We start from the raw sequence: 15,566 nt of genomic DNA on the forward strand, positions 1-15,566 counted from the left end.
TTACGGTGCCCCAGCTACGGCATTCTTCGCAGCCGCGGGCCCGGTCGATGTTCGCGCGGACGGTAGGAGCTTGGGGGTGGGCTCCATGAGTCATGGGTGATCTTCCTCTGTAGAGCACTATCACTTACGCCCAGTTTGCCATGGTTCGTATAGGTATGCGGCATGGGTTGCCGGCGCTCGTAATCCCCATGAGTACCGCCTCGGGTTGCGCCGGCAGGTTGTGCCGGCCGCGCCGGTCGGGCCGGCTCGCACGGACCCCGCGGCGAAACGGGCTGTGGAGTCGATGACGGAGTTCGACATCGCCGAGCTGCGGCGGGCGCACGCCGGCCGGTAGCCGCAGAGGCGACCGGGCCTCAGCCGATCCGGAAGGTGGCCGACACGATCTGGAAGAAGCGATTGGCCTCATCGAGCCGACCGGTCGGCGCGGAGACCCAGAAGTCGTAGCTGCGGCCCTGCTCGGTCCAGGAGATGTCCTGCACACGCCGGGCACCGAAGCCGTCCTCCGGGTAGCCGTTCCAGGTCCACAGCCACAGGGCGGCGTCGGTGGTGCCGTGGAAGACCGTGGGCTGGACGCTGCCGCCGCGGTAGCCGGGGTTGGTCCGTGGGCCGGCGGCGTCCTGCTTCTGGAGTTCGGCCAGCATGCCCTGACCGCTCGGGGTGGTGGGGTGGACGCCGATTCGGAAGGCGTGGTCCGGCGAGAGGTAGAAGACCCGGCCGGAGGCGTCGGTGCTGCGCACCCAGCCGTCGGGGACGGCCAGCGAGAAGCCGGCCGGGTCCCGGCGGATGCTGGACCCGGCGGGGACGGCCGCCGGGCCGGTGCCGCCCGGGACAGCGGGGGAGGACGCAGCCGGGGACGGCCCGGCCGGGCTCACGGACGACGCGCCGGTCGCGCCTGCCGGGGACGACGTCGCCGGGGACGGCGCCGGTTCGGCCTGAGCCTCGTGTCTTTGGGAGTGGAGGCCGCGGTCCAGGACGAGGACGCCGGCGGCGGCTGCGGCGGCCACCAACGCGGCGGCGACGGTCCAGCGGAGTCCGGTTCGGCGGCGGGTCCGCCGCCCGGCGGGGCGGGCTGCGGGTATGGCGGGCAGGTGGTCCCCGGCGAGGGCACCGGGTGTGACCAGCATGCCGGGTGGCTGCGCCACGCTGTGCGCGTCACCACCGGCTGCGGGCCGGGTCGCGGCGTGAACGGGGGCTCCACCGCTCCTGACAGCCAGGCCCGGGCCGTGCTCCGCCCCGTCCACCGGCTTCGTCCGCCTGGTCGCGGTGTCGTCGAGCAGCAGCTCCGCAACCTCGGCCGTGGGCCGCTCCAGCGGCTCCTTCTCCAGCAGCGACCCGATCAGCGGCGTGAGCGGACCGGCGTGCAGCGGCGGCTCCGGCGGGTCGGCGGCGATCGCCATGGCGGTCTCGATCGCGGTCGCCCTGCGGAACGGCGGCAGCCCCTCCACGGCCTGGTACAGGGTGACGCCCAGCGCCCACAGGTCGGAGGCGGGGGTCGGGGTGCCGCCGCGGACCAGCTCCGGTGCCAGGTAGTCGACGGATCCCACCAGTTCGCCGGTTCTGGTCAGGCTGGAGGTGCCCGCGATGGTGGCGATGCCGAAGTCCGTCAGCACCACCCGGCCGTCGAGCGCGAGCAGGACGTTGCCGGGTTTGACGTCGCGATGCACGACGCCGGCGGCGTGGGCGGCCCGCAGCCCGGCCAGGATCTCGCGCCCGATCCGGGCGGCGTCCGCCGCGGGTAGCGGTCCGTTCTCGGCGAGGACCGCAGCAAGGGTGCGGGAGGGGACGTACTCCATCACCACGCAGGGGAGTCCCTCGTGCTCCACGACGTCGTGCACCACCACGACGTTGCGCTGGTTGATCCGGGCGGCGCTGCGTGCCTCGCGGCGGGTCCGCTCCAGCAGGGTCGCGGTCTCCTCGGGCGACAGCTCCGGGCGGATCCGCAGCTCCTTCACGGCCACGTCGCGGCCCAGCAGCTCGTCCTCGGCCCGCCACACGGTTCCCATGCCGCCGCTGCCGATCCGTTCCAGCAGCCGGTACCGGCCGGTGATCAACCGGTCCTCGCCCACCTGGGCACCTCTTTCGTTCTCTGCCCGCCCACCGCGGTCATCCGTCCGTGACGGGTGATTCCCGAGATTCTCGGCGGCCGGGGGCTCGGACGCCAGTTTCCGGGGAGAACTCACCGTTGCTCCCGTGCGCGCCCGGGCCGGCGCCCCGCAGCGCCGTGCCGTGCCGGCACGCCAATTCCCGGTCCTCCCTGCCGGCCCGGCCCCGTCGACCGGTGACGACGCGTTGACGCGTTACAGATCACGATCTGCGGGCCCCCGTGCAGGAGGTCGGGATGCCGGTCGTGAAGAATGAGCGCATGTGGAAGCCCGCCGTCCCCGTCGTCGTCAACCTGGCATTGGGGATCCCAGCCGTCGTTCCGCTGTTCCTGGTGTGGTACTTCCTGGTGAACGGGCCACTGGCGACCCTCGGATGGACGGTGAGGGACCCGAACGAGAATGACGGGATGCTTCTCTGGCTGGTCATCATCGTGCCGGTGCTCTGCCTGTTCGGCCTGATCTGGGGGTTGGTCAACGGGTGGATGCGCCGCAGGACGACGGCCGTCCGGGCAACCTGGTACTGGCCTGTGTGCACGGCTGCGACGCTCGTCCCGTTCTTCGCGCTCTTGAGTCAGTCCTGAAGAATCGGAAAGAGGACGGCAACCTCGACATCGGCGACGCCGTGGGCCTGAAGCGGCGGCCATGCACACGCCCTTGCGCCACGCGGTCACGCTGCCCGGCGTCCTTCAGGAACACCCTCGCCCGGGGTCGTCACCGCCCACGCCACGGCGAGACCACCCCGGACGGCCGGCCCGTGTTCGCCGACGACGCCGGCAGCCGACGACGCCGGCACCTTCCGCGCCGAGTCACCCGCGGCGTCGCCCGGCCCCTCGCGGCCGCACCCGGCCCCGGCCGGGACACCTGCCTGCACATGGTCCCGCTGCCCTGACCGCCGGACTTGGCCCGCTCTTGTTCCCACCACCTCCCAGGGTGCGGTCGGCTCAGGCGGAAGCCTGGTCCGGTCACGTCCAGTATTCGATGCAGATACAGGGCAGGCCCCACCATTCGTCGGCGTAGCAGCCGCAGTGTCCGGTGCTCACATCGACGCCGATGGAGGCGGGGACGACCGCCCTGCGAAGGTCCCGGTCACCGCCCGGCGCGGGGACGCGGTGCGGCGGTTGCGGACGTTGCGGGCGTCGCGGTCGCTGCAGGACCGCTTCGGCCGTGAACCGGGGGGTACTCATGATCGCTTCCCCGTTCTGATCTTGACCTGCTCGGGCGGCATCGAACCGCAGCACGGGCAGTCCTCACCCGTGATGCACACGCAGTTCGGGATGCATCCCTTCGGCCCCCAGGGGTACAGCGCCTGCGGCACGACGGCCATGGGCGCCGCACGCCCGGACGTCGAGCCGCCCACTCCGTAGCTCCCCAGGGCGGGTTCGAGGGATGCTTCGCCGGTGAAGCCCGGCAATTGGGCTTGCCGTGTCATGTCGGTCACCAGTCCTTCCTGGCGAATTCCTCGGATTCGGTGAGTCGTCCTCGACGACGGGACGGGATCGTCGATGCGTCGTCGGAGGTTGTGTCCGTGTCGGAGGTCGTCGAGGGGTGCGCGCCTGCCGGCCCGGCCGGGTGATCGCGCCGGAGGAACCACCTCGGGGATCACCTCGCGAAGTAGGGCGCGAGCTTGCTGACCAGGAACGGGTACTTCTCGGTGACGTCGACCCGGACGAAGTACCGGTCGACCACGTCGGTCTGCCGGTCGCGGTAGGAGAAGATGACGTTCACCACCCGGCGGGTGGTCGCCAACCGGGAGGTGTCCACGTCCACCGTGGTGAGCGCCGCGTTCGCGGCCAGCCTCTCCGCGGCGACGTGGTAGATCGCCGGATAGCGCACCGACAGGTAGTTGAGCGCCCGGTGTTCGTCGGTCGCCCCGGCGTTGTCCGCCAGCTGGACGACGTTCAGGAAGAGGTCCAGGGCCACGGATTCGAACCGCTCGGCCGGGACGTTCTCGGGCCGGGGGATCGAGCTGATGAGGGAGTCGGCGTCGAAGGAGTAGAGCTGGTCGAAGAGGCAGACGGGCAGGGTCAGCCCGTTGCACACCTCCGGCGGCGCAATCGGGCCGAGCGTACCGATGACCACGTCGACGTCGGAGTCCGTGAGCCCCTCCTCCGGTCTGAGCGACTGGATCAGCAGCTTGAAGTCCGCCGGGTCACGGGGGTGCAGCAGATACGTCTCCACCCCTTCGACGGTGAACACCCAGCAGATCTCCCGCGCCAGGTAGCGGTTGGCGCGCTTGCCGAGGAAGCCGCGGACGGCCTCGCGGTCCGTGAGTCCGGCGGCGTCCGACCGCCCCACCACCTGCGCCCATTCCTTCTCGACCCCCAGGCTCGGGAAGCGCGGCTCGATCCGGCCCAGCGCGTACACGTGCCTGGGCGGCGCTTCGGTCGCGGGCTCCCGCACGGTGGCCGGCAGCGACTGCAGGGTCGCCGTCTGCGGCATCGCGGCGGCGGGTGGCGGCGGCGGTGCGGGCTCCGGTGACATGGGCACCCGGGCCACGGTCACGGGAGACGGCGGCTGTGCGGCCGGTGCGGCCGACGGTCCGTCACCCGGCAGGACCGTCAGGTCCTCGTGCTCCACTCTCGGCTCTTCCATGATTTCACTCCGCGTTCTCCGGCTGGGTGGTCGGCCGGGTTGCACGATCGAAGGGGTCGGGTCAGTCACGCCGGCCGGAGAAGACGACGCGGCGGTTCAGGGCCTCCGCCCGGCGCAGGCATCCGCCGCAGGGCCTTATCCCGACGGTGGACGTCGCGTGCTTGACGGCGTCGCCCAGGCCGATGTCCTCGTCGGAGACGAATCCCGGCAAGCGAATCCGGGTGGCCGCCCGTGGCCCCCGCTGTCCCTTGGCCATCGCTGTCACCGTTCCCTTCACCGTCTCGCTCTCCTCGGCCGTCGGCAGTAGGCCGTCTCGGCCGCCCTCGCCGTCACCCGCCACCGCTCAGCAGCGCGTACGCGCGCCAGGCGTCCAGCAGCGGTGGTGCGACACCGCGGCGCGGCCACGCGACCGCCTGCAGCAGGGCCGAGCGCACCGCGGCCCCGCGTGCCTGCGGGACGCACGACCACACGAGCGCGGCCGCGCCGGTGACGAGGGGGGTCGCCGCACTCGTCCCGCTCGACCTCGTACCACCGCCCCCGGGCGTGATGCCGTCGATGTCCTGACCGGGTGCCCCGAGCCCCCGCCGACCCATCGACGCCGCCAGATCGCAGCTGGGCAGCGGCACCGCGTCGCGCCCGTAGGCGACCACCGGAACCGCCCACGGATGGCGCGTGAGCATCGACCCTCCGACCAGGCCCCGGTTCCCGGCCGCGACGAAAACCACGACCTCCCGGTCACGCGCGAAGTCGAGGGCCTCCCGCAGGTACCGCTCACCCGCCGGCGCCAGTCCCACCAACGCGGCGCTGATGTTCAGCAGCCCGGCGCCCGCGCGCACGCAGTCCACGATCGCCCGTGCCAGTTCCTCAGCCGTCGCCCACGGTCCGCCGTTGTCGTCGGCCCCACGGACCCTGCCGGCCCCTCCTGCTTCCGGCGGCGCGCCGTCGGCGAACACCGGGCGCACCAGTAGCGTGCACGCCGGACAGATCCCCGGGGCCGGCGTCCCGCGCCGCGCGTGGAGCAACCCCGCGACGAACGTTCCGTGCGAAAGTGCCGGAGCCGCTCGAGTCACTGGAGCAGCCGCCGCAGATCCGGCCGCCGTTGCAGGCGCGCCGAGCACCCGGATCCGCTCGCCCGCCAGCGCAGGATGCCCCACCACCACCGGACCGTCGATCAGCCCCACCACGATCTCGGGAACGCCCTCGGTCGCGGCAGCCAACCGGCCCAGCGACAGCAGGTCGCCCTCGCGGGCCCTGGCATCGCCCAGCTGTACTGCCATCGGTCCTCACCGGCCCGATCAGAACGAACCGCACGCAAGTCGTCCGTGTGCGACATTTCCACGCTAGCATCGATTCAACTCTCCTATTCCACCGGGCAATCCATGAATCCGGCACAGTGTGCGCACGGTAGCGACGCCCCGGCGAAAACCGGGCAGAAGGCTCCTCGGCGGCCGATCTGACTACACCCCGTCACTTCACTCGTTGACGATGCAGAGCCGCGGCCGAGCCCCGGCCCGATCGAACGCCTGCCTGGCGACCGTCCGAGGTGCCCGGCCCCCGTCATCCCGCTATTGGCACCGGCCCGGACAGCTCACCCGGGGGTGCCGGGCGCCACCCTTCCCGGCATGGTCGGCCCGGTGATCTCCGGCTCCCCCGTCACGCCGAGCGCTCGTGAAACCGGGCCGGGGCTTGATTCCCGTGCGTATGGTTACTGGCACGTAGAAGTGAATGTCATGGACGCATCCGCATGTGTGCCGCAGGCCTCACCGCGGGCACGGGCGGACGAAGGCGGCGCGCGAGGCGGGCGTACACCCGGCGGGCGGAACCACCGCCGCCGCCCGATGCCGGGCTCACGGGCACCAGGAGTCGCCGCTCCGGCTCGCCCGGGCCTCCACCGTGTAGCCGAGGGATGCCCAGGACACCGCGAGATGGGACGTGGTGCCGTTGACCTGCTTGGTGAAGCAGAGGCCGAGCCGTTCGCCGCTCGGGTCGTGGCGCCAGGCGGGCTCGTCCGGGGCTGGCGGCGCCGGCAGCCAGCCGTTGCGGGCGGCGGCCGCCCGGTAGTGAGCGACGACGTCGGCCCGCTGGGCGGGCGCGGCGTAGCTCTGGCCGAAGTACGCGAAGTGGTCGTCATCGTCGCAGCCGGTGTACGACTCGCCGTCGGTCTGTGCTTCTTGCGGGGCGCCGAGCGTCCGGACCTGGGATGCCATCGGGTCCTGCAGCGCCGCATCCGCGAAGGTGCAGCCGTAGATCCCGCCGTCGAGGACCCACCAGCCACCGATGACGGCGAGTGTGCCGAAGACCAGTGCGCCCGCAACGGCGGACGCCCCCACCCGAAGATCCTTCATGCGCGGGAGCGTACAGGCCGCAGCGGGTGACAGATGAGGTGGCCTGGCCCTTCACCCCTCGTGATCGGGGACTGCACGAAGGCGGCCCGGCCGGCCCCGGGGCAGGAGTCGCGTCCTCACGCCAGGGCGGCTGGTTGTTACCGGGGGAAGGGGGCCCGCCGAGCCCGCGGAGCCAGTCGGTGAGGCGGTTCTTCTGGGCTTCGCTGCCGAAGTGCGCGGCGGTGTTTCCGGTGGTTCTCCTGGATCGTCGTGGTGCCGCCGGGAGTTGCACGGCCGCCGCGTCGCCCGGTGGCGGTTGTGCGGGTGTCGGTCCCGCCGCCGACGGGGCGCCGTCGGCGGCGGGCGGGTCTGGTCCGACGTGGTTCTGGCGCCCGGGACGCGTCACCGGGGTCTCGGTCGGAATGCTGCGGGGTCAGCCGATCAGGTGGGAGATGCCGCCGTCGCCGGAGGACTGGGTGTTGTGGCCGACGTTGCAGATCTGCTTCGGGGTCTTGTTCAGGACCGGGACCTCGATCGGGACGGCCACCCCGATGACGGCGCCGACCCCGAGGTTGTGGACCTCCGGCAGGCAGACGTTCGGGTTGTCGAGGGTGTGGAAGTTGGGGCTGTGGTCCCCGTGGGTGCCGGTCTGGTTGGTGCCGCCGTTGCCCTGCACGGAGGCCGCGGCGCCGTCCGAGTCGGCGATGGCGAAGGCGGACCCGGCGGACATCGCGATGACAGCGGCGGCCAGGCCGGCGGCGGCGAGGGAGTTCTTGAACATTTTCGCATTCCTCTCAAGACGAATTCGAAGCACGGCCGACCCGGTGGCGGTCGAACAGGCGCCGGCTGAAGGTGGTGCACGCCCCGAACCGGTTGCAATCACTGTTGTCCGGACCAAAGAACGGTGGGCCGGAAAGTTACGACCTCCGGCAGAACCGGCCGTCACCGACACCCGCACGGCTGAGCCCGCCCCGGGGCGCCGAGGCGTGTCACGGCACGGGCACTCGACGCGGGAGGCGGGCCGCTGCTGCTCCCGGCGACGACCGGCCGTCCTCCCACCAGTGGCGCTGACCTTCTCAGGATGGTTGGCCGGGCTTCGAAGGAGCCCCCGAGGGCAAGCCGCCCGCCCGGCGGTTCGTGAGGGGCTGGCAGTACTGAGCCGGGTGGGTCGGCGAGTGCGTCAGAAGGGCAGTGTGGCAAGCCATTCGGTCAGGAGCTGGTTGAGCTCGGCGGGGCGTTCCTGTTGGATCCAGTGGCCGCAGCCGTCGAGGAGGTGGGAGGAGATCAGCCCGGGCAGTGTGGTGGGGAAGGCGTTGATCGCGTCGGCCAGCCACGTGGTGGAGGCGTCCTGGGTGCCGCCGATGAACAGGGAGGGCTGGGTGACGGGGGCGCCGTCGAAGGCGGCGAGGTCCTCCCAGTCCCGGTCCATGTTCCGGTAGCGGTTCAGCGCCCCGGTCATGCCGGTCCGTTCGAACTCTCCGGCGTAGAAGTCGAGTTCGCTCTCACTGAGCCACGCGGGCAGCGGACCGGACGGGAAGCGCTCGCGCATCGTTCCGCCCCTCGCGACGAAGTGCGGGTCGGGAGCGTCGGGTGCGGGCATGGTGTCGGCCGACAGGGCGGTGTAGAAGCCCGCGAGCCAGCCGCGGACATCGGGTTCGATCTCGGCCTCGGCTCGGCCGGGCTGTTGGAAGTAGGAGACGTAGAACTCCTCGTCCCCGCCCAGCTGGGCGAAGATCTCGCTGGGCCGCGGCCCGCCTCGCGGAGTGTAGGGGACGCTGAGCAGCCCCACTGCGCGGAACACCTGCGGGTGGAGCAGAGCGCAGTTGGCGGCGATCGTCGCGCCCCAGTCGTGGCCGACGACCACCGCTGATTCCTCGCCGAGGGCGCGCACCACGGCGACGCTGTCCTCGACCAGGTCGAGCATGCGGTAGGCGGCCGGGACCGCGGGTTTGGAGGAGCGGCCGTAGCCGCGCACGTCGAGGGCGACCGCGCGGTATCCCGCCGCGGCGAGAGCCGGGAGTTGGTGGCGCCAGGAGTACCAGGACTCCGGGAAGCCGTGGACCAGCAGCACCAGCGGCCCGGTGCCCTGCTCCACCAGATGGATCCGGTGCCCCGGCGAGTTGATCAGTCGGTGTGTGAGCGCTACGTCGTGCTGTGGCATGCGTCCTCCCGGGCTGTCGATCGGGTGCGCGTCGGGAGCGGCTTCGTCTCGCCGATCCACGAGCACCGTACCGATCTTGTGGGAGATTCCGCCGAAACGGCGAGCCGGTTTGCCGTTCCGGCAAAGCCGACCGTGAGCATCCGACCCCCTGCTGCCGGCTTCACGGAGTGACGGGTCTGCAGGGGACAGAGCCCCGGGACCTGGTCGGCGTCGGCGCGGTGGACGAACCGTTCCGGAGCCCGTGCGAGCGGGACCGGTACCAGTCTCTCCCCGCCCGAGCAGCCGGCCGGGCCGTCGCCCGCATCGGCCGGCCGAGGACGGCCAGGAGCTGTCAGCCGCGGGACGAAGCGTCGCCGGTCAGCCACGCCCGCAGCCGGCCGGGTCCTCCGGAACGGGGCACCCGGGTCCGGCTGTTGGAGGAACTCGCTAGGCCCCGGGCTTGATGCTGAAGATCGTGAGCAGGACCACAGCCAGCGCCGCCGTCGGGGCGAACGAGATCGCCACCCGTGCCTTGGGCATCAGGTAGGCGGCGGGCCACTGCAGAACGAGCAGCACCACGACCGTGATCAGCGAGTAGTCCGCGAAGTCCAACTGCGCGTAGGTGGCGGGGCAGGAGTGCGGTCCGTTGCACGGGTCGGTCGCCATCTCGGCGAGTCCTCGCAGACCGGTGACCGGCAGTAGGAGAGCCCCGTTCACCAGGCTGGAGATCATCGGGGCCGTCCACCACTTCCCGCGCACCGGCCTGGCCGGGCGGCTGACGGTACGCATCGATTCGCTCATGTCGGCCATGCTTCCGGGCCGTCCCGGGATTCGGCAGCGGACGGATACTCAGGCCCGTCGGAGAAGGTACTCGAGTACATGCGGCGCCCGGCTCGCCGAACCGTGTCGGCAACGAGTGCCGGCCGACGGCGCGCTGCGTGCCATGGCCGTCGCGTGGCGGTGGCGGGCGATTTCGCGGAACGCTTTCTGCACCGGCGGCCGGTGCCGCCGTGGAAGGCCCCTACCGGCAGGTGGCTTCGAACAGGACGGGGACTGTTGTTGGCTCACGCTTGTGCCTGGTCGCGAACGGCTCCATGGTCCGGGCTGGTCGCCATGGTCGCCGACGGTGCGGTGCGGGGCCAGGTCCAGGCGTACCGCACGATGAGGGCGAGAAGGATCAATTCCAGTACGACGCCGAGGCCGTAGAAATACAGCCAGGACGCGCCCACCACGTTGAATGCCGTGACGGGGACGTAGAGCGAGGCCACGATGAGGTTCGTGATGCGGTTCGCCCGGGCGGGCAGCGTCATCGACAGCACGACCATCAGGATCGGGATGGCCACGAGTGTCAGCGCCGTGGTCGAAAAGGTCTGGGAGAGGTCGAACTTGAAGACCTTGCCGTCGAGGATGTCTTCGACGACGCCGGGCGAGAAGAAGTTGAGAATGTCCACGTAGGCGTAGAGGAACATGAAGCTTGTCCACGTTGCGGCGAGCTTGGCTCTCACCGGGATCCGCTGGTCTTCCAGTGTGGCGGTGGCGGGTTGAGGTGTTCCCATCATCGGCTCCGGTGTTGTGGTGAGGATCGGTAGGTCCACGATCGCTGAGCCCGGCGGCGGGCGCCTCGGCCCGGGGGCTGGGGTTCGCCTGGCCGATGGAATGGTCTGTCTCTCGTTCTTTCGGCGGGTACGCCGAGGCGCGCCGATCCCTAGGCTGGAGCCGTGTTCACTTTCCGGCGCTCCATCTGGCATGAGCCGCGGCCTGCTGACGCCCCACCCCTCGGTCGGCTCGACTGGCTGCTGGTGGGTGTGTTCACGGCCGCCGCCTTGGTCGAGGGCATCGTTCGGCCGGGCCTGGCCTGGCGACCCCTTGTGACGGGGCTTGCCCTGGCGCTGATGCCTGCCCTGCTCTGGCGGCGGGGCCGCCCCCTGATGGCCGCCCTGGTCGGGTGGGGCGTCGCCGGGCTGCTCTCGGTCCTCCAGCTGACTGCGCACGCCGGGGACCTCGACCTCTACTCCATGATGGCCGTCCTGATCCTGCTCTACTCCCTGGTGCGGTGGGGCTCGGGACGGGAGATCGTCCTGGGGACGGCGTTCGTGACAGTCGTCGTCGCACTGGGGATGCACGCCTCCTCCGCGGGCCGGGCCGACGTTTTCGGCGGGAGCGTCCTCTTGCTGTTGGTCGTCGCCCTCGCGGCGGTGTTCCGCTACCGCGCTGACCTCTGGCATCGCCAACAGCGCGAGATCCGCAATCGGGAGCGGGTGGCGCTGGCGCGAGAGCTGCACGACACCGTGGCCCACCACGTCTCGGCCATCGCGGTGCAGGCACAGGCCGGTGGCGTGGTCGCCGGCATCCAGCCTGAGAAGGCTGCCGAGGTCCTGGCCGCGATCGAGTGTGAAGCGTCGCGAACCCTGGCGGAGATGAGATCGATGGTGCGGGTGCTGCGTGAGGAGGAAGCCGTCGCCTACTCACCGCAGCCGGGTGTTGCGGACCTGCCTGCTCTGGCGCGCGCCGACGCGACGCCCACCGTCGAGGTCTCGCTGGACGGTTCGTTGACCCGGCTGGCGCGACCCGTGGACGCCGCGCTCTACCGGCTCGCGCAGGAGTCGCTGACCAACGCCGTACGGCACGCCCGGAGCGCGACCCGCGTCGCGATCGACGTCCGCCGGGAGGGCGACGCCGTCAGGCTGCGGGTCAGCGACGATGGACAGACCGAGCCGGCGCCGGCCCCGGGGCCTGGGTTCGGCCTGCTGGGCATGGCCGAACGCGCCCAGCTCCTCGGCGGATCGCTCTCCGCGGGGCCGGGGCCCGAGGGTGGCTGGGTGGTCGAGGCCGTGCTGCCGGTGGAGGCGCTGGCGTGAGCATCCGTGTTGTCGTGGCCGACGACCAGGACTTGGTCCGGACCGGGCTGGTGATGATCCTCGGCGCGCAACCCGACCTCGAGGTCGTGGGGGAGGCGGCAGACGGGCTCGCAGCGCTCGACCTGGCGACCCGGCTGCGTCCCGATGTCCTCCTCGTCGACATCCGGATGCCCGGGCTCGACGGCGTCGAGGTGACGCGGCGCCTGGCCGGGCCAGACGTGCCGGACCCGATGGCGGTCGTCGTGATCACCACCTTCGACCTCGATGAGTACGTCCTCGGCGCCCTACGCGCCGGCGCCCGCGGCTTCCTGCTCAAAGACGCCGGGCCGGAGCTCCTCGTGCAGGCCATCCACGCGGCGGCCAACGGGGACGCGCTGATCGCCCCCAACGTCACCCGCCGGCTGCTGGCGACCTTCGCCGACCAGGCGCCGGTGGTACCGGTCCAGCCGACCGACCCGCTCACCGAGCGCGAGGAGGAGGTGCTCGCGCTGGTGGCACGGGGCCGGACCAACGCCGAGATCGCCACCGAGCTCTTCGTCGGCCTGAGCACGGTCAAGTCCCACGTCGCATCGTTGATGACCAAGCTCGGCGCACGCAACCGCGTCGAGATCGCGGTGTGGGCACACGACACCAGACGCGTGAGAGCCGATTAGCGGGTACAGATCGCAGCGTAGGCACGTGGGGTTCGGTAGCCGGGCGAAGAAGTTCTTCGGCGGGGCTGTCACATCCGGTCCGGGCGGCGGGTCAGTGGAGTGTTCGAGCAGGTGCAGCACAGCGGGCCGCAGCCGGTCCGCCCTGTCCCTCCTTCACTTCCTCCTCTCCTGAATTCGGGGTTCCGTCATGTCTGTCGCCCACGTCGTCCTCGCCGTCGTCAGCGCCCTGTGGGTCGGCTTCTCCGGTTTCTCGCTGGCCCGCCGCGCCGAGTTCGTCACCCAGCCGCTCGTCGAGTACGGCGTTCCCCGCTCGTGGTGGACCCCGCTCGCCCTCGCCAAGCTCGCCGGCGCCGCCGGCCTGCTGGTCGGCTTCGCGATCCCCGCCATCGGCGTCGCCGCCGCGGTCGGCCTGATCCTCTACTTCCTCGGCGCCGTCCTCACCAACGTGCGGGCCCGCTCGTACAAGACCGTGCCCTTCCCGCTCCTCTACCTCGTCCCGGTCGCGGTCACCCTGGGTCTGGGCCTCGCGGCCTGACCGGGGTCCCGGTAGGTCGGGTGGTCAGCGGGCGACTTCGACGGTGATGGGCTCGTCGGGGCAGATGGCGGCCAGACGGGTGAGGGCGGTCGTCTCGCGCGGGTCGGCGGTGAGGGACCAGCGGGTCTTCACGGTGGTCCAGTCGGTGAGGTAGGTGCAGGCGTAGTGGGCGGCCGGGGGCATCCTTCGAGCGGTTCGATCCGGCGCACGTGCCCCCGCCAGGTGGCCGCCCCGGGTGGGCGGTACTGGACGGCCGTGCGGCCCTGGACGTCCTCGACTTCGACGGCCGATCTCCACCTTTTGCCGGTCGTCGGCCGGGCCGACCGATCGGCGCCACCGCGGGCCGCGGGCTCCGCTGCTGTTCACGGTTTGCCGGGCCGTGTCAGCCGGTGGTGTGTGGGGGCAGGAGGAGTTCCGCGAGCAGGCCGACGCCGGGGGCGGCGGAGAGTTGCGCGGTTCCGCCGTGGAGTTCGGCGACCCAGCGGACGATGGCGAGGCCGGTGCCGGTGCCGGTGCTCGTGGTCCCGGTGACGCGGCGTTCAAAGACCCGTTCCCGGTCCTTTGCCGGCACGCCGGGCCCGTGGTCCCGGACGGCGATGCGGCCGGCGGTGACGCTCACGTCGACGGGGGTTCCGCCGCCGTGCCGCAGCGCGTTCTCCACGAGATTGCGGACGGCCTGGGCGAGCAGTTCCGGGTCGCCGTTGACGACGACGGCCTCGGCGGTGACGGAGACGCGGGTGCTGTCCGGCAGCTCCTCGACGGTCTGCTCGACCAGCTGGTCGAGCCGCAGCAGGGTGAGCTCGATCTCCTGGGTGCCGGCCTCGACGCGGGCCCGGGCCAGCAGCCCGGTGACCAGCCGGCCCAGGCGGTCGACGAGGCGGACTGCCTCGTCGAGGGCGGCGGGCGCCCGGGCGGGTGAGACGGCGCCGCTTTCGACCACCAGGCGCAGGGTGGCCAGCGGGGTGCGCAGTTCGTGCGCGGCCTCGGCGAGGAACTGTTCCTGCTGGTCGAGTCCGCGCAGCGCGGGTCGCATGGCCCGTCCGGACAGGAGGTGTCCGATGGCCGCGGCGGCCAGCACCAGGGCCGAGCAGCCCACGGCGAGCCGGCGTACGAGGCGGTCGTGGGCGGCCTGGCTCTCGGCGGGGTCGGCTCCGACCAGCACGGCGGCGCCGATCCGGTCGCCGTCCCAGACGGGGGCGGCGGCCCACTGGATCTCCCGGCCGCCGGCCTCCAGGGAGACGAAGACGGTCTCCTGGTCGTGCTCGACCTGATTCCAGATCTCGTCCAGCCCGGCCTGGTCGGGAAGAGCGGCCCGCTCGGTGGGCGCGTGACCGATCTGGGGTCGGCCGGTCACAGGTGCCTGGATGACGGCGAGCCGTTCCGCGCTCAGGGCCAGGTCGTCCTCCGCCAGAGCGTCGAGGTGCAGGACGCCGGCGTCGTAGTAGAGGGTGCGGGCGAGGCCGTCGGCCCGCCGGCTGACGCCGTTGTCGAGATCGTTCGTGCGGGACCGGTCGTCGGTGCGTACGGCCAGGACGGAGAGGACCAGCAGACACAGGGCGGTCGTCGCGGCGAAGAGCAGGGTCGTCGCCCACCGGACGCGGTGCAGGCGAGCGACGGCGGGACTGGACCGCATCACAGGTGCGTGGCGGGGTCGGCGAGCCGGTAGCCGACGCCGCGCACGGTCGAGATGAGATCGGGCGGGCCCAGTTTGCGGCGCAGCTGGCCTATGAGGACGTCGACGACGTTGGAGAGCGGTTCGGTCTGCTCGTCCCAGCAGCGTTCGATGAGGTCGGTGCGGGTGACCACCTCTCCGGCGCGCAGCATCAGGACCTCCAGGACCGCGAACTCCTTCGCGGTGAGAGTGAGCAGTACGCCGTCGCGCCGGACCCTGCGGCGGGGCAGGTCGAGTTCCAGGTTGCCGACGCGCAGTTCCGGCAGCCGTGCGGGCTGGGCGCGGCGGCACAAGGTGCGGACGCGGGCGTTGAGTTCGGCGAAGGCGAAGGGCTTGACGAGGTAGTCGTCGGCGCCGTGCTCGAATCCGGCCACGCGGTCGCTGACCGCGTCGAGGGCGGTGAGCAGCAGGACCGGCAGGGTGGAACCGGCCTTGCGCTGGGCGGCCAGGAGAGTGAGGGCGTCCCCGTCGGGCAGGCTGCGGTCGGCGACCAGGCAGTCGTAGGTGTTGACGGCGAGTTTGAAGTCGGCGTCGGCGAGGTCGGTGGCGAAGTCGACGGCGAAGCCTGCCTCACGCAGACTGCGGGTGATCACGGGGCCGAGTTCGGGGTCGTCCTCGAGGACAAGTACACGCATGGCGGGCGAGCCTACTGGGTCGAAAACCGCACGAACGCCGGGGTGGTCGCTATTG

At 71.7% G+C, this 15,566-nt stretch carries 18 protein-coding genes; 5 read left to right on the forward strand and 13 right to left on the reverse strand.

What is annotated here, in order from left to right:
• Nucleotides 1-353: 353 nt before the first annotated feature.
• A complete protein-coding gene (locus ACIPSC_RS22390) occupies nucleotides 354-2,066 on the reverse strand; it encodes a protein kinase (protein ID WP_400827772.1) in 1,713 nt (570 codons plus the stop codon).
• A gap of 272 nt (nucleotides 2,067-2,338) precedes the next feature.
• Here ACIPSC_RS22390 and ACIPSC_RS22395 point away from each other — a divergent pair, with 272 nt between their 5' ends.
• Together ACIPSC_RS22395 and ACIPSC_RS22400 are read left to right on the forward strand one after the other, a co-directional pair.
• Nucleotides 2,339-2,683: a hypothetical protein gene (locus ACIPSC_RS22395; protein WP_400827773.1), complete on the forward strand. Its 345-nt coding sequence runs from the start codon at nucleotides 2,339-2,341 to the stop codon at nucleotides 2,681-2,683.
• A 41-nt stretch (nucleotides 2,684-2,724) separates the two neighbouring features.
• Nucleotides 2,725-2,991 (forward strand): DUF6296 family protein, encoded by a 267-nt coding sequence (locus ACIPSC_RS22400; RefSeq protein WP_400827774.1) that lies wholly within the window; start codon nucleotides 2,725-2,727, stop codon nucleotides 2,989-2,991.
• Between the two features lie 291 nt (nucleotides 2,992-3,282).
• On the opposite strand, the gene ACIPSC_RS22405 is transcribed toward ACIPSC_RS22400, so the two are convergent.
• From ACIPSC_RS22405 to ACIPSC_RS22445, 9 genes are all read right to left on the reverse strand, one after another.
• Nucleotides 3,283-3,540 carry a hypothetical protein gene (locus ACIPSC_RS22405; protein ID WP_400827775.1) on the reverse strand — a complete coding sequence of 86 codons (258 nt, stop codon included), beginning with the start codon at nucleotides 3,538-3,540 and terminating at the stop codon, nucleotides 3,283-3,285.
• Nucleotides 3,541-3,701: 161 nt separating this feature from the next.
• Nucleotides 3,702-4,694, reverse strand: a complete 993-nt coding sequence (locus ACIPSC_RS22410; RefSeq protein ID WP_400827777.1) for a hypothetical protein — start codon at nucleotides 4,692-4,694, stop codon at nucleotides 3,702-3,704.
• Nucleotides 4,695-4,755: 61 nt separating this feature from the next.
• Nucleotides 4,756-4,905 carry a hypothetical protein gene (locus ACIPSC_RS22415; protein ID WP_400827779.1) on the reverse strand — a complete coding sequence of 50 codons (150 nt, stop codon included), beginning with the start codon at nucleotides 4,903-4,905 and terminating at the stop codon, nucleotides 4,756-4,758.
• A 118-nt stretch (nucleotides 4,906-5,023) separates the two neighbouring features.
• Nucleotides 5,024-5,971: a S8 family serine peptidase gene (locus tag ACIPSC_RS22420; RefSeq protein ID WP_400827781.1), complete on the reverse strand. Its 948-nt coding sequence runs from the start codon at nucleotides 5,969-5,971 to the stop codon at nucleotides 5,024-5,026.
• A gap of 570 nt (nucleotides 5,972-6,541) precedes the next feature.
• The gene (locus ACIPSC_RS22425) at nucleotides 6,542-7,039 is read right to left on the reverse strand and encodes a hypothetical protein (protein WP_400827783.1); all 498 of its coding nucleotides are present in this window, start codon (nucleotides 7,037-7,039) and stop codon (nucleotides 6,542-6,544) included.
• Nucleotides 7,040-7,451: 412 nt separating this feature from the next.
• On the reverse strand, nucleotides 7,452-7,799 hold the full coding sequence (locus tag ACIPSC_RS22430) for a rodlet layer protein (protein WP_400827784.1): 348 nt from the start codon (nucleotides 7,797-7,799) through the stop codon (nucleotides 7,452-7,454).
• Nucleotides 7,800-8,198: 399 nt separating this feature from the next.
• Complete coding sequence (locus tag ACIPSC_RS22435; protein ID WP_400827785.1) at nucleotides 8,199-9,179, reverse strand: alpha/beta fold hydrolase; 981 nt, start codon at nucleotides 9,177-9,179, stop codon at nucleotides 8,199-8,201.
• Nucleotides 9,180-9,605: 426 nt separating this feature from the next.
• Nucleotides 9,606-9,959: a hypothetical protein gene (locus ACIPSC_RS22440; protein WP_400827786.1), complete on the reverse strand. Its 354-nt coding sequence runs from the start codon at nucleotides 9,957-9,959 to the stop codon at nucleotides 9,606-9,608.
• A 263-nt stretch (nucleotides 9,960-10,222) separates the two neighbouring features.
• A complete protein-coding gene (locus tag ACIPSC_RS22445; RefSeq protein ID WP_400827788.1) occupies nucleotides 10,223-10,753 on the reverse strand; it encodes a DUF6326 family protein in 531 nt (176 codons plus the stop codon).
• A 297-nt stretch (nucleotides 10,754-11,050) separates the two neighbouring features.
• Here ACIPSC_RS22445 and ACIPSC_RS22450 point away from each other — a divergent pair, with 297 nt between their 5' ends.
• The 3 genes from ACIPSC_RS22450 (at nucleotide 11,051) to ACIPSC_RS22460 (ending at nucleotide 13,204) form a co-directional block, all read left to right on the forward strand.
• Complete coding sequence (locus tag ACIPSC_RS22450) at nucleotides 11,051-12,016, forward strand: sensor histidine kinase (RefSeq protein ID WP_400827789.1); 966 nt, start codon at nucleotides 11,051-11,053, stop codon at nucleotides 12,014-12,016.
• The gene (locus ACIPSC_RS22455; protein ID WP_400827790.1) at nucleotides 12,013-12,669 is read left to right on the forward strand and encodes a response regulator; all 657 of its coding nucleotides are present in this window, start codon (nucleotides 12,013-12,015) and stop codon (nucleotides 12,667-12,669) included. Before ACIPSC_RS22450 ends, ACIPSC_RS22455 begins: the two co-directional genes overlap by 4 nt.
• Before the next feature lie 187 nt (nucleotides 12,670-12,856).
• Nucleotides 12,857-13,204 (forward strand): DoxX family protein, encoded by a 348-nt coding sequence (locus ACIPSC_RS22460; protein WP_400827791.1) that lies wholly within the window; start codon nucleotides 12,857-12,859, stop codon nucleotides 13,202-13,204.
• Between the two features lie 24 nt (nucleotides 13,205-13,228).
• Here ACIPSC_RS22460 and ACIPSC_RS22465 read toward each other — a convergent pair whose 3' ends face one another.
• The 3 genes from ACIPSC_RS22465 to ACIPSC_RS22475 all read right to left on the reverse strand — a co-directional run bounded on the left by ACIPSC_RS22465 (nucleotide 13,229) and on the right by ACIPSC_RS22475 (nucleotide 15,511).
• Nucleotides 13,229-13,387, reverse strand: a complete 159-nt coding sequence (locus ACIPSC_RS22465; protein WP_400827792.1) for a hypothetical protein — start codon at nucleotides 13,385-13,387, stop codon at nucleotides 13,229-13,231.
• A 199-nt stretch (nucleotides 13,388-13,586) separates the two neighbouring features.
• Nucleotides 13,587-14,837, reverse strand: a complete 1,251-nt coding sequence (locus ACIPSC_RS22470) for a sensor histidine kinase (protein ID WP_400827794.1) — start codon at nucleotides 14,835-14,837, stop codon at nucleotides 13,587-13,589.
• Entirely contained in the window at nucleotides 14,837-15,511 is a 675-nt protein-coding gene (locus ACIPSC_RS22475) for a winged helix-turn-helix domain-containing protein (protein ID WP_400827796.1), read from the reverse strand. The genes ACIPSC_RS22470 and ACIPSC_RS22475 overlap by 1 nt, the downstream gene beginning before the upstream one ends.
• Nucleotides 15,512-15,566 lie beyond the last annotated feature (55 nt).

Source organism: Kitasatospora sp. NPDC090091 (assembly GCF_044747365.1).
Classification (GTDB): domain Bacteria; phylum Actinomycetota; class Actinomycetes; order Streptomycetales; family Streptomycetaceae; genus Kitasatospora.